General features: G+C 46.3%; 10 protein-coding genes. 8 read left to right on the top strand and 2 right to left on the bottom strand.

Going from position 1 to position 13088, the window contains the following annotated elements; translation table 11 throughout:
- Positions 1-71 precede the first annotated feature (71 nt).
- Positions 72-584, bottom strand: coding sequence for a peroxiredoxin family protein (locus tag KJ365_RS14415; RefSeq protein WP_214452379.1), 513 nt, complete (start codon positions 582-584; stop codon positions 72-74).
- A gap of 138 nt (positions 585-722) precedes the next feature.
- The gene (locus tag KJ365_RS14410; protein WP_214452378.1) at positions 723-3953 is read right to left on the bottom strand and encodes a S41 family peptidase; all 3231 of its coding nucleotides are present in this window, start codon (positions 3951-3953) and stop codon (positions 723-725) included.
- A gap of 102 nt (positions 3954-4055) precedes the next feature.
- Between KJ365_RS14410 and KJ365_RS14405 the strand changes: the two genes are divergently transcribed.
- The 8 genes from KJ365_RS14405 to miaE all read left to right on the top strand — a co-directional run bounded on the left by KJ365_RS14405 (position 4056) and on the right by miaE (position 13065).
- Positions 4056-4193 carry a hypothetical protein gene (locus tag KJ365_RS14405; RefSeq protein WP_214452377.1) on the top strand — a complete coding sequence of 46 codons (138 nt, stop codon included), beginning with the start codon at positions 4056-4058 and terminating at the stop codon, positions 4191-4193.
- 44 nt (positions 4194-4237) lie between these two features.
- On the top strand, positions 4238-4741 hold the full coding sequence (locus KJ365_RS14400; RefSeq protein WP_214452376.1) for a hypothetical protein: 504 nt from the start codon (positions 4238-4240) through the stop codon (positions 4739-4741).
- A 271-nt stretch (positions 4742-5012) separates the two neighbouring features.
- Positions 5013-5216, top strand: coding sequence for a hypothetical protein (locus KJ365_RS14395; RefSeq protein ID WP_214452375.1), 204 nt, complete (start codon positions 5013-5015; stop codon positions 5214-5216).
- 98 nt (positions 5217-5314) lie between these two features.
- Positions 5315-6661, top strand: a complete 1347-nt coding sequence (locus tag KJ365_RS14390) for a TolC family protein (RefSeq protein WP_214452374.1) — start codon at positions 5315-5317, stop codon at positions 6659-6661.
- Entirely contained in the window at positions 6658-8166 is a 1509-nt protein-coding gene (locus KJ365_RS14385; RefSeq protein WP_214452373.1) for an efflux RND transporter periplasmic adaptor subunit, read from the top strand. Before KJ365_RS14390 ends, KJ365_RS14385 begins: the two co-directional genes overlap by 4 nt.
- Positions 8167-8168: 2 nt before the next feature.
- A complete protein-coding gene (locus KJ365_RS14380; RefSeq protein WP_214452372.1) occupies positions 8169-11294 on the top strand; it encodes an efflux RND transporter permease subunit in 3126 nt (1041 codons plus the stop codon).
- An 82-nt stretch (positions 11295-11376) separates the two neighbouring features.
- Positions 11377-12237 carry a PA4780 family RIO1-like protein kinase gene (locus KJ365_RS14375; RefSeq protein ID WP_214452371.1) on the top strand — a complete coding sequence of 287 codons (861 nt, stop codon included), beginning with the start codon at positions 11377-11379 and terminating at the stop codon, positions 12235-12237.
- Between the two features lie 33 nt (positions 12238-12270).
- The gene (gene miaE, locus KJ365_RS14370) at positions 12271-13065 is read left to right on the top strand and encodes a tRNA isopentenyl-2-thiomethyl-A-37 hydroxylase MiaE (protein ID WP_214452370.1); all 795 of its coding nucleotides are present in this window, start codon (positions 12271-12273) and stop codon (positions 13063-13065) included.
- The last annotated feature ends 23 nt before the right edge of the window (positions 13066-13088 follow it).

Here is a 13088-nt window from a genome sequence, read left to right as displayed (position 1 = left end):
AGATTTTACCGTTTAAAGGGCGTTTTGATCTAGATCCCAAGTGACTATAGACACTATTTGATAGGGAGAAACTATGGGCGAGGCAAATTTACAAGGTATTGCGCAATTTTATCAAAGCGAGGATCATCAGGGTTAGACTCCATGGTTGAGCCTAAAATTTTGCCATCGGGTGAAATAAACAAAGTAGTGGGGGTGCCATACACTCCAAATGCCTCAAGCGCCACGTCATCACCTTCCACAAGCGTTGTAAAATGTATGCCACGCTCCTTTAGTACTTTTGCAGGGTTAGCCCCAATGGGCTCATTCACGCTTATTCCAAGCACTTGTAGGCCTTGCGCTTCGTATTTGGCTCTTACTCGCTCCAGACCAGGGTGCAGTTTTTTACAATAAGGACACCAAGTACCCCAAAAATGAATAAATAGAGGCTTACCTCTGAAATCGTCATAGCTGAGCGTTTCGCCGCTTTGGGTTTGTAAGGTCCAGTCAGGTGCATCTGGATAAGAAGGTGTTTTGTTGTCTGTATCGCTTTGGGCAACACTGAGGTTTGCAAACAATAAAAAGGCAATCGCGAGTAGGTATTTCATGATCTGTGCTTAATGCTCTTCAATAGCTATGCAAAACGCATAGAGGTTTGTTGATGCATATTAAGACAGGGGTAGGGGGAGAAATCTTTCAAAAAAAGTCCTGCGCTAACTGAGCGCTAGCGCAGGAGACGCTGGTTTTTACTGGCTTACTTCATCCATAAGCTCTTGGATGGAGCGCTCTAGCTGCTGGTCTACGCCATTAATAATGACGGCAGGATCGTTGCTTAAAATAATGTCAGGGGCGGTTTGATTATTCTCAAGCCATTCACCCGCTTTATTTTTTGCGCTAACCGGAACAAAGCCCCAACTGCCGCCAGATGCTAGTCCTTCCCAGCCTGCAAAGCTACATGTTCCAGGAACTGGCATACCTACCGATTTACCAAGATTTAAATCTTGGTATCCGCTGGCGTAACAATGTCCATCGCTATACATCGACTCATTGAAGATTGAGATGATTGGTTTGGTATAGCGAGATGTGGGCTCGCCGCCTACGACTTTACCCTCAATCTCATAGCTTAAAAATGGTTCGCCGGTAAAGAACATTGCTAAGTCGGCTACTAGGTCTCCGCCGCCATTGAAGCGGGCATCGACTACCATGCCTTTTTTGTCGAAAAAGCGCCCAAGCATGTCATCGTAAATGCTTCGGAATGGGCCATCTGCCATGCCGGGAATATGCACATAGCCCAGCTGACCATTACTTTTCTCTAGCACTTCTCGCTCATTGACTTTCACAAAGCGTTGGTAAAGCAAACGGCTTTGCTCGCCAAGAGAAATTGGCTTCACGGTAATTTGCTGTGCATCATCGCCGTCGTCGTTGCTGATGTCGAGTAGTACAAAGTCAGACGCCTTGCGGTTAAGTAAGCGAGCCCAGTCGATATCTGGTGTAATGGCTTGGCCATCAATTTTTTGTACAATCATGCCAGGAGCAATATCAAATGCCGCCTTGTCCAGAGGTCCGCCCTGCAGTACTTCGGTGATTTTTATTCCGTTACCTTTATGCGCATAGTCATAAAAGATACCCAGAGATGCAGTGGCATCGCCATTTTCTATGCCGCCGCGATACCCTGCACCAGAGTGCGATACATTTAACTCGCCAAGCATTTCACTGAGCAGTTCAGTAAACTCATATGAATTCGCGACATGAGCAACCTTAGGCTGATATTCTTGCTTCATTAGTGGCCAATCTACGCCATGATAAGTGGGCTCATAAAACACTTTTGCAGTGCGCAGCCAAACGTGTTCGAAGTCTTCTTTACGCACTTCGTTTTGGTCTATCAGGACCTGCTCTGAAATACTAATACGTTCGCGTTTGCCAGCCTCAATATCAAGCGAGCTGATGCCGCCGTCACTTAACAGATAAAGGTTTTCCATATCCTCATCCCATTTCAACATACCGCCTCTAGCGCCTAGGGATATTGCCTTTTTGGTTTCTTTGGTGCGTAAGTTGGTTTGCCAAAGGTCGTAGTCATCTTCAAAACGGCTGAGGTAATAAAGTGTATCGCTGTCTTTGTTAAGCACCGCATCGCCTAGATCAGATGAATGTATGGTCAATTTGGCAATACGCTGGTCTAGGTTATCCCAATCGATTTGAATCGGTTCTACTGCAGTATCTTCCGATGTTTCTTCTGCCTCGTCGGCTTCGTCATCGTCCTTAGTCGGTGTATTGGCTTCATCAATGGCCTGCATGAGCTTGAAGTCGTCTTCGCTCATGGTAAATTCGTCCCAGTCTGATTGTGTTAAGAATAACGTGTAGACATCGTATTGGCTTCGACCACTAGTCGCGTAGCTTTTAAGCCCTTCACGATTACTAAACCAAATAATTTGTTTGCCCTCATTGACCCATTTAGGGCGCGTATCATAGTAGCCACTTGGCACTAATACTCGTTTCGCTTCACCGCCATTTGCACTGACAATGGCCACATCTGCATTGTGAAGTAACTTATTGTATTGGAACAAAATCCAATTGCTGTCGGGGCTCCAGCTAAAGTATTGGTCATTATCGCGCATGTGGATGGCGCTTTGAGGCGTTAATAACGTGGTAACCTCTTTGCTCTCTAAGTCCATGACGCGAAGGGTGCGTCTATCTTCAATGAACGCGATTTTTTTACCATCTGGTGATATTGCAGGTTGGTAATTATCTTTGTCATTACTTATCAGAGGCGTCTCTTCAATCAAGGTCGCCGCATAGAAAAACGGTTCTTGTTCACGGACCTTTTTAGCTTGGTAGATACTCCATTTGCCGTTGCGCTCTGAGGCATATACCACGGTATCGCCGTCAGGTGAGAAGCTTACACTCGCTTCTTGCGCATGAGAGTGCGTGATTTGTTTGGTAAATGCGCCATCGGTAGAAGAGACAAAGACTTCCCCTTGTGAAATAAACGTCAGCTGCTTTCCGTCACGCGAAATCGACATATCTGATATTTCGCCATTAACCGGTAGCATCATTTCGCTATTTTCAATATCTTGGGTGCGAATAGTAATGTTAACTGGCGCGGGCTGACCGTCGGGTGCCATCGTGTAAAGCGTGCCATGATGACTAAACGCAAGGGTGTTATTTGCGAACGACAAAAACCGTACCGGGTGAAGCTCAAAGTTAGTCAAGGCTTGGCTAACGCTTGGGTTATCGAGGTTAAGTTGATGAACGTTGAAGCTTCCGCTCTGTTCACTTAAATAAAAGACAGAGTTGCCTTGCCCAGTGTAGATAGGGTCTCTGTCTTCGCCTTCAAATGAAGTGATTTTGGTATGCTGGCCACTTTTAATATTGTAACGCCAAATATCGCGAGCGATGGACGAGCGATGATGTTTACGCCACTCGTTCTCAAAGCCCTTATTATCTTGATAAACAAACTCTGTGCCTGTGGCATTAAACTGCACTTGTTCGGCGGGCGTGGTAAGTACTTGTTCGACTCTTCCGCCTTGTGCAGGCACCGAATACAGTTCTTGTTGGGCGCCTGTAGGATGCTGGCGGTGTGCTGCGGTGTCCATGCGCAAGCCTTTAAAAAGTATGTTCGCGCCGTCGTTGTCAAAGGTATACGGTATCTCGTCGCTAGAATGATAAGTAAGGCGAGTGGCAATGCCGCCTAGCGCGTCCATCACGTAAATATCAAAATTACCATGACGGGCTGAGGCAAAAGCGATTTTATCGCCGTCTTTATTCCAAATGGGCTTAAAGTCGTGAGCCTTATGAAAGGTAAGGCGCGTGGCCTGTCCACCCGCTGTTGATACCGAATAAATATCCCCTCTGTAAGTAAAGGCAATGGTCTGCCCATCTGGTGAAATGGCGGGGTAGCGAACCCATTCAGGGCTAATTTGTGCGAGGCTAAAATAGCTAAAACATAGCAAGCTGACACTGAGTATAAGTCTTTTCATGAAAATCCTAGATTAGAGGTGAGCAGATACAACCACGAGCTTTGATTATATGAACTTTGCTCAATAAATCCATCGCTTTGTTGTTTTGTCTTAATAAGCCTTATGGATTCTGATTTAACAAAACAGTCGCATAAAATTTCAAACCGAAATGTCGCTTATCCAGCAATGGCGGGCGCTTGTGAGTTAGGCGTATTGTTCGCCATAACCATTATCGATATTCATACTAAAACACCTGAATAAATCATCTATATTCTGTTCATCACCTATACGTGGCTTAGATCAATATGAAATTATTAAAATGTTTGTCTATCGGGCTTATGCTTTCATTCATAGCGGTATGTCATGGTCAAACATCTATTTCATCTCCATCGTTATTTGATAGTTTAAATCGCATCAGCTTTTTGCAAGACACCACTCTCCCGGTAATTGGCGAATCGCAGTTGTTTGTTGAGCAAGCAAGTGAACCACTGGAACCGCAAGACAATGAGATGCAGCGCATGCTAGCACGGGTGCTTGAGTTGCAAAACCAAACAGACTTCGAACTCAGAGACTACGAATGGGTGCATTTTCTTGAAACCAATCAATTAGAAACGTTATTTGTGCCTGAATTTAAGATGGGATTTTCTAAGCCTTTAAATGAAGCGAACAGCACGTTTTATCAACTCGGTGTGGCCTTGCTTCGCCCTGCAGTGCATAGCATTGCTTGGAATGGTCCTTCGCAGTCGTTGATTGATGATACTGATCGTCGTTCTCCTTTTGTGAGCTTATCGATTCAATCGCGCTTTTAACAATAAGCGACGGCTTTTATCACTAGCGTATTCGCCATTCATTATAGTCAAACATTAAACGCCGCGAAGATTGTTTTGTCGCTCCTATCAACAGTACTTTGAAATCTAATCTTAAATCGCTATACTTAAGTTTTTAACGTCGCTTCGGTTATCCATTTTGCGTCAGGCATTAATTGTTTTTTTAATTAGTATTGTGTGCGTTGGTCAAACACTCGACAAATTTGTGTTTGAAATGCCACCGTGTGCAGATCACCATATGGACATGGCGAGCATGCACATTGAGTTACAACAGATGGACGAAAGCTGTTGTGAAAAAGACTGTTGCTGCCAGATTGCGCTTGTTAACGTTGCTGCCATTATTCATATGGATGTCAGCAAGCCAAACTACTTGTTTAATAGTGGTGCATTTAGCTTTCTTCGCACCTTGTATTTCACTTACTTATCTTCCCCCAAACAACCTCCAAAACCATTTTGATTCTCTCACAGTCTAGATCTGTCTAGCGTTTAGTGGATAGGGCACATGCGCCTGTCGTTAGGCTTTAGTTGTTACATCGTTATTTTGAGAATAAAAATATGAATCGCTCTTTTATTGTTTCGGTTATCGCGTTTTTCAGCGTGTTTTCTTTCAGTGCGCTTGCCCAGCAAGCCCAAGTGCTGAGTCTGCAAAAAGCTGTGGATACAGCACTTGAGAAAGACTTGTGGTTAATCGCAAGTCAGCAAAAGCAAGATGCAGGTTTGGCTAGCAGTAACGCTGCACTCGCGTTACCCGATCCTGTTGTTAGTGTCAGTATTGCCAATTTACCCACAGACGGCTTTGCATTTGACCAAGAGCCAATGACGCAACTACGCGCCGATATCTCGCAACGCTTCGCTCGCGGCGATAGTCTCAGTATACGTCAAAAGCAGCTAGAGCAACTGGCAATGCAGCAGCCGTATTTGCGAGAGAATCGAATGGCGGGTACAAAAGTGCAGGTGGCGGTTTTGTGGTTAAGCATTTTTCAGCTTCAGGAAAGTATTCAATTGATAGAAAACGATCGCGCGCTGTTTGAACAGTTAAGCGATCTGGTGCAAGCCAGCTATGCATCGGCTTTAGGCTCTGTGCGTCAACATGATATTGTCCGGGCGCAATTAGAGCTAACGCGGCTCGAAGACCGGTTAACCCAGCTGCAGATCCAGCATGACAGCGCCAAAGCACAATTAAGCCGTTGGTTAATAGGCGATAGTGAAAGGCCTCATGCGGTGGTAACTAACTTGGGTGATTGGCGTGTAAGCAGCGAATTACCGGTGTTGCCACCTATATCGGAACAATGGCTAGATATGATTGCGGCCTCAGAGAATAGCCATCTTGCTACCGCGCTTATGCAGCACCCGCAAATTCTTGCGTTGGAGCAAGCAGTTTTAGCCAGTAAAAGCGCCGTTGAGCTAGCGCAGCAAAACTATAAACCGCAGTTTGGCGTAAATGCGAGCTATGCATACCGAGCAGATGAGCCCTCTGGTCGCAGCCGAGCAGACTTTTTTTCAGTTGGGTTGTCGTTTGAGCTACCGCTTTTTACACAAGGTGCTCAAGATCAAGTCGTCGCCGCGGCCATAAGTGAGTCAGAAGGACTAAAAACCGAAAAGCACCTTGCCGTTCGAAACATGTTGTCAGAGCTAAAGACTGTATTCGCTCAATATCAAGGCTTGCAACGTCGCAAGGCGTTATTTAACGACAGCATATTAGTGCAAATGCGAGAGCAAGCCGAAGCGGCCCTTAATGCGTATGAAAACGACGATGGCGATTTTGCTGAGGTAATGCGCGCCCGCATTGACGATTTAAACGCGCGAATTGATATGCTCGCCATTGAAACCAATTTATTAAAAACGCAGGTACAAATGCAGTATTACTTTTCTCATAGTGTGGCAGTAGGAGCCGATTCATGAAAACCTCACATTCGTTTGTTGTTGGCCTCGGCTTTGGTGCGCTTTGCACCTTAATTATCTATTTTTTGTTTGTACGCCCGCAAATGGGAGGGGAGCATTCTCACGACCAAGGAGGTGCTGATGAACCGTTGTATTGGGTTGCCCCTATGGATCCTAATTTCAGGCGCGATGGCCCGGGTTTATCTCCTATGGGCATGGATTTAGTGCCCGTTTATGCAAGTGATAATGACAGCGATAGCCCAGGCACCATTTATATCGACCCTAACGTGATTAACAACCTAGGCGTAAAAACTGCGCCCGCGCAAACCATGAGTTTACAAGTACCCATTAATACCGTGGCCTACGTGCAATACAGTGAAGATACTTTAGTTCATATTCACCCTCGAGTAGAAGGCTGGGTAGATACGCTTTATGTCAAAGCTAGCGGCGACTATGTTAAACAGGGCGAGCCTTTGTATTCTTTGTACTCACCAGAGTTGGTGAATGCACAAGAAGAGTACTTGCTCGCGATTGGGCGAGGTAATCGCAACCTTATTTCAGCATCTACCTCGCGCCTTAAAGCCTTGCAGATGCCGCAGTCTGCCATTGATGCCCTCGATAAAACCAAGCAAGTACAGCAAACCATTCAATTTAATGCACCGCAAACTGGCTTTGTTGAAAATTTGAATATCCGCGAAGGTTTTTTTGTAAAACCCGGCACCACTATGATGTCCATAGGTGCTTTAGATGAGGTATGGGTAGAGGCGCAAGTGTTTGAGCGTCAGGCACCATTGGTTAAGAGCGGATTACCTGTGCGTTTGCAGCTTGATTACTTGCCGGGGCAAAGCTGGCAAGGTGAGGTTGAGTACGTCTACCCGAGTGTGAATGAAGACAATCGCACTGTGAGCGTGCGCGCTCGCTTTGATAATCCTGATTATCTTCTTAAGCCTAATATGTTTGCGAACCTGACTATTTACAGCGAAGACGATACCTCGCGCCTGGTGGTGCCTAATGAGGCGGTAATACGTACAGGCAGACAAAATCGTGTGGTATTAGACAAAGGTGAAGGTAAATTTAAGTCCATCGAAGTTGAGCTTGGCTTAATTACGCCTCAGGGCATCGAAATTCTCTCGGGTTTAGAACAAGGCGATAGCGTGGTGACCTCTGCGCAGTTTCTACTCGATTCTGAGAGCAGTATTAGCTCTGACTTTAAGCGCATGGAAGTGGCAGAAGCAGGAGCGGATGCAGATGATGAGCAAGACAACGAGCCAGTTTGGGTGGCCGCAGAAATTGTCGAGCTGATGGCGCAAGAGCGCATGGTCAGGATGCAGCACGAAGCCATCGCTGAATGGGAGATGATGGCAATGACCATGAATTTCTCTGTGGCAGATGATATTGATATCGAGCAACTACAAGCGGGCACTGAGCTACACGCACAAATTGTTAAAACGCCCTCAGGCCCCTATCAAATTATCGGAGTGCATATTATGGGGTCAGATGCTCATGATATGCATGGAGACCATTAGCCATGATTAACTGGATTATTCAATGGTCTGTCACCAACCGCGTGTTTGTGTTGCTCAGTGCGCTCATTTTGGTAGGCGCGGGCATTGTGAGTTTGCAAAATACCGCAGTGGACGCTATTCCCGACCTGTCAGATGTGCAGGTGATCATCAAAACCTCATACCCAGGCCAAGCGCCACAAGTGGTTGAAGACCAAGTGACCTATCCGCTTACCACCGCGATGCTATCAGTACCCGGAGCAAAGACGGTAAGAGGCTTTTCATTTTTTGGTGACTCCTATGTTTATGTCATTTTTGACGATGATACCGATATGTACTGGGCAAGAAGCCGGGTGCTTGAATATTTATCGCAAGTCGCGCCAAGTTTACCCGATAGCGCAACACCGCAGTTAGGTCCAGATGCCAGCGGTGTGGGCTGGGTGTATATTTATGCCTTGGTCGACCGCACCGGGCAGCACGATTTAAGCGAGCTTAGGGCCATACAAGACTGGTTTTTGAGATTTGAATTGCAAACCGTGGCAGGCGTCTCTGAGGTCGCCGCAGTGGGCGGAATGGTCAAGCAATATCAAATTGTATTAGATCCAGTGAAGCTCAAAGCGCACGCCATTCCGCTTGCCCATGTGCATACCGCTATTTCGCGTAGCAATCAAGAAGTGGGCGCCTCAGTGATTGAAATGGCTGAAGCTGAATATATGGTGCGCGCCACCGGTTACATCCAAAGCAAACAAGACATCGAAGATATCCCCTTAGGCATTAGCAAGCAGGGCGTAGCCTTGACTATTAAGGACGTAGGCTACGTCACACTTGGACCACAAATGCGCAGGGGCATTGCCGAGCTTAATGGCGAAGGCGAGACCGTTGGCGGCATAGTGGTAATGCGAGCAGGCGAGAATGCTCAGCAAACCATCAACGGCATTAAAGCCAAGTTAGAGGCGCTTAAAAAAGGGCTACCGGATGGCGTTGAGGTAATTCCGGTATATGACCGCTCCGCGCTGATTGAGCGAGCGGTAGATAATCTAAGCACCAAATTGATACAAGAGCTGATAGTCGTGGCGTTGGTATGCGTTGCTTTTTTGTTTCATGTGCGCTCTTCACTGGTTGCCATTGTTACCCTACCGGTAGGCATTCTTATGGCCTTTATTGTGATGAAGCTACAGGGCATTAACGCTAACATTATGTCGCTAGGGGGGATCGCAATCGCAATAGGCGCGATGGTCGACGGCGCAATCGTGATGATTGAAAACATGCACAAGCATATGGAGCGCACTAAGCTTACCGACGAAAACCGTTGGCAGCTTGTGGTGAAATCGGCCAGTGAAGTTGGACCAGCCCTGTTCTCAAGCCTGCTAATTATCACCGTGAGCTTTTTGCCGGTATTTACCCTGCAAGCTCAAGAAGGGCGGCTATTTGCGCCACTTGCTTATACAAAGACTTATGCGATGGCTGCAGCGGCCATCCTTGCTGTTACACTTGTGCCTGTTTTAATGGGGTACTTTATTCGCGGCAAAGTGACCGCTGAGCATAAAAACCCGCTAAATCGAGGCTTAGCTTTTGTGTATTTGCCTTTGCTTAGTGGCGTATTGCGCTTTCCAAAAGTTACCCTATTGGCGGCACTGGGCGTTTTGCTGCTCAGCCTTTGGCCAATGCGACAAATCGGCAACGAATTTATGCCTGAGCTCGATGAGGGAGATTTAATGTATATGCCCACCACCTATGCAGGGGTATCGGTAGGCAAGGCGCGCGAAATTTTACAGCAAACCAACAAGCTGATTTACACCGTACCAGAGGTAGAAAGCGTATTCGGCAAAATGGGCCGCGCAGAAACCGCGACTGACCCTGCGCCGCTAACTATGATAGAAAGCTTTATTCAGCTCAAACCTCAAGACGAGTGGCGAGAGGGAGTGACTAGCGACAGTATCATCAAAGAGCTCGATGCATTGGTGAATTTCCCTGGGCTCACTAACGCATGGGTGATGCCCATTAAAACCCGCATTGATATGCTCGCAACGGGTATAAAAACCCCTGTAGGCATTAAAATCGCGGGGCAGGACTTTGCTGAGATTGAACAAATTGGCCGTCAACTCGAAGACATCTTGCGCGATGTGCCAGGCACCGCCTCTGTTTATGCTGAGCGTGTTGCAGGTGGACGCTACATTAACATTGATATCAACCGCACGAACGCTGCCCGATATGGAATGACGGTGGCCGACGTTCAGCAAATTATATCCAGTGCTGTGGGCGGTATGAATGTCACGCAATCTGTTGAGGGCTTAGAAAGGTATCCGGTGAATATGCGCTATCCGCAAGCCTATCGAGACTCACCAGAGGCATTAGCAGCGTTGCCTATTGTCACGCCCCAAGGTCAGTTCATTACTTTAGCCGATGTGGCGAGCATACAGATTACCGACGGCCCGCCTGGAATAAAAAGCGAAAATGCCCGTCCTAATGGTTGGGTCTATATCGACATTGAAGGTGTGGACGTAGGCACGTATGTGAAAAACGCCCAAGCAGCGGTAGATGCCGCGTTAGTATTACCCAACGCCTATTCAATTAATTGGTCGGGACAATATGAATATATGCTAAGGGCAGAGCAGCAACTTAAATTTGTGGTGCCTGTGACACTTGCCATCATTATTATTTTGCTGTATTTGAATTTTAAAAGCGCCGCACAGGTTGCCATGATCATGGGCACGTTGCCGTTGGCATTAGTGGGCAGTTTATGGCTTATTTATTTGCAAGGCTTTAATTTTTCAGTGGCGGTAGGCGTAGGTTTTATTGCCCTTGCCGGTGTTGCGGTAGAAATTGGCGTGATCATGCTGGTATACCTCAATCAAGCGTATGCGGCCATGATGGACGAATGTAAGCAACAAAATCTTGTACCTACGTATAGCGACTTGCGCCAAGCAGTGATGCGGGGCGCTGGTCAGCGGGTAAGGCCGATTATGATGACCGCAGCGACCATCATTATTGGTTTGTTACCGGTGTTATTAGGCACAGGCACAGGCTCTGAGGTGATGAGTAGAATAGCCGCTCCCATGGTAGGTGGGATGTTAAGTGTATTGGTGCTCGCGCTGCTAGTATTGCCAGCGATTTATATGCTTTGGCGCCGCGCACATATACGAGCAACTTAAGCATGAAAATATACGATGTGGGAAACGACAACTTACGGTTAAACCGTTTTAAATTCACGCAAATTGCTGTATAAACGCCACCATGAAAATACCCGCGCGATTACAGCCTCTTGTTGAAGACGGCCTGATAGACGAAGTACTTTACCAACTGATGAGCGGTAAAGAGGCCACAGTGTACGTGGTAAAAAGCCAAGGCAATATTTGTTGTGCCAAGGTATACAAAGAGGCGATGAAGCGAAGCTTTAAAAAGGCTGCTCAGTACCAAGAAGGCCGGAAGGTAAAAAATTCTCGTCGTGCTAGAGCCATGGAAAAAGGCTCGAGCTTTGGTCGTAAACAATTAGAAGATGCTTGGCAAAATGCTGAGGTGGATGCTTTGTTTACTCTGTCTAAAGCCGGTGTGCGGGTGCCGCAGCCATATGGTTGCTACGATGGCGTTTTGCTCATGGAGCTAGTGACCGATGACGAGGGTAATGTAGCCCCACGCTTAAATGACGTAAGCATGTCGAGTGAACAAGCGCTTGAAGATCATGCTGAGATGATGCACTACACCAAGTTGATGCTCTGCTGTGGCTTAGTTCATGGTGATTTGTCGGAATTTAACGTGTTGGTAGACGACTACGGCCCTGTGATCATCGACCTGCCACAAGCGGTCAATGCGGCGGCAAATAATAATGCCTTTAGCATGCTTGTGCGCGATGTACGCAATATCACTCAGTACTACAGTCAGTTTGCACCTGAGTTAAGCAATACACTTTACGCTGAAGAGATGTGGGCGCTTTACGAAGATGGTAACCTTACCCCAGAGACCGAACTGAGTGGGTTTTTTCAACAAGATCTGCACGAAGCAGATGTCGATACCGTGTTAGAAGAGATCAAAGCTGCTTTTGCTGAAGAGCAGGCACGCCTTGCTCGAATTAATGGCACAACGGATATTGAAGAATGACCACACCTAACAGTATTAACGCCGAGTATTAATGTGAATACAGACCTACTTCTAGAGCCTATTAAGGCATTTTTGCATTGTGAAACCCCACAAGGTTGGGTTGAAGAGGCTAAAAAGCCTGAGCATTTACCCGTGCTGTTGACTGACCATTTGATATGCGAATTAAAAGCCGCGCAATCTGCCATGTTTTTAATCAGAAAATATTCATTAGATAAAGTCGGTGGCGATTCTCTGCTTGAGTGGCTAAAGCCATTTGAGCAATATGTATATAAAAGAGAGGGTGATTGGCGAGACTTGCCCTCAAAAAACAAACTGACCCGCTCAGTTATCCCTCGTTCTGACTCTCAATATGGACAAGATTTGATTGATAAAATGGTGCTGCTGATTAAAGAAGAGCTTCACCATTTTTACCAAGTTTTAGAAATGATGGAGCACTACAGCATCGAGTACAAAAGTATAACCCCATCACGATATGCTAAGGGCATGCTAAGACATGTTAAGACGCACGAACCCGATGCCCTCGTCGACAAGTTAATTTGTGGCGCATATATCGAAGCAAGATCATGTGAGAGATTCGCAAAAATTGCCCCGCATTTAGATAACAAACTAGGGGAGTTTTATATTTCCTTGCTGCGTTCTGAAGCTCGACATTATCAAGATTATTTAAAGCTCGCTCAATCCATCAGTGATGTTGATATATCACCAAGAGTTGCTTACTTCGGTAAGGTTGAAGCAGATTTAATCACGTCTAAAGACGATGATTTTAAATTTCATAGCGGCGTTTATGCTAGCAGTTGTGCATACACATCTAAGAATATAGCCGTCTAAGGTCAATCGATAACACAATATTA

Source organism: Glaciecola sp. XM2 (assembly GCF_018595715.1).
In the GTDB taxonomy this organism is placed as follows: domain Bacteria; phylum Pseudomonadota; class Gammaproteobacteria; order Enterobacterales; family Alteromonadaceae; genus Glaciecola.
The sequence above is the reverse complement of the archived record's forward strand: the minus strand, read 5'-3'. Positions and strand labels throughout refer to the sequence as shown.

Excerpts from the sequence above, each read along its gene's own strand:
- KJ365_RS14415 (WP_214452379.1), bottom strand. The coding sequence starts at position 584 with ATGAAATACCTACTCGCGATTGCCTTTTTATTGTTTGCAAACCTCAGT.
- KJ365_RS14410 (WP_214452378.1), bottom strand. The coding sequence starts at position 3,953 with ATGAAAAGACTTATACTCAGTGTCAGCTTGCTATGTTTTAGCTATTTT.
- KJ365_RS14405 (WP_214452377.1), top strand. The coding sequence starts at position 4,056 with ATGGATTCTGATTTAACAAAACAGTCGCATAAAATTTCAAACCGAAAT.
- KJ365_RS14400 (WP_214452376.1), top strand. The coding sequence starts at position 4,238 with ATGAAATTATTAAAATGTTTGTCTATCGGGCTTATGCTTTCATTCATA.
- KJ365_RS14395 (WP_214452375.1), top strand. The coding sequence starts at position 5,013 with ATGCACATTGAGTTACAACAGATGGACGAAAGCTGTTGTGAAAAAGAC.
- KJ365_RS14390 (WP_214452374.1), top strand. The coding sequence starts at position 5,315 with ATGAATCGCTCTTTTATTGTTTCGGTTATCGCGTTTTTCAGCGTGTTT.
- KJ365_RS14385 (WP_214452373.1), top strand. The coding sequence starts at position 6,658 with ATGAAAACCTCACATTCGTTTGTTGTTGGCCTCGGCTTTGGTGCGCTT.
- KJ365_RS14380 (WP_214452372.1), top strand. The coding sequence starts at position 8,169 with ATGATTAACTGGATTATTCAATGGTCTGTCACCAACCGCGTGTTTGTG.
- KJ365_RS14375 (WP_214452371.1), top strand. The coding sequence starts at position 11,377 with ATGAAAATACCCGCGCGATTACAGCCTCTTGTTGAAGACGGCCTGATA.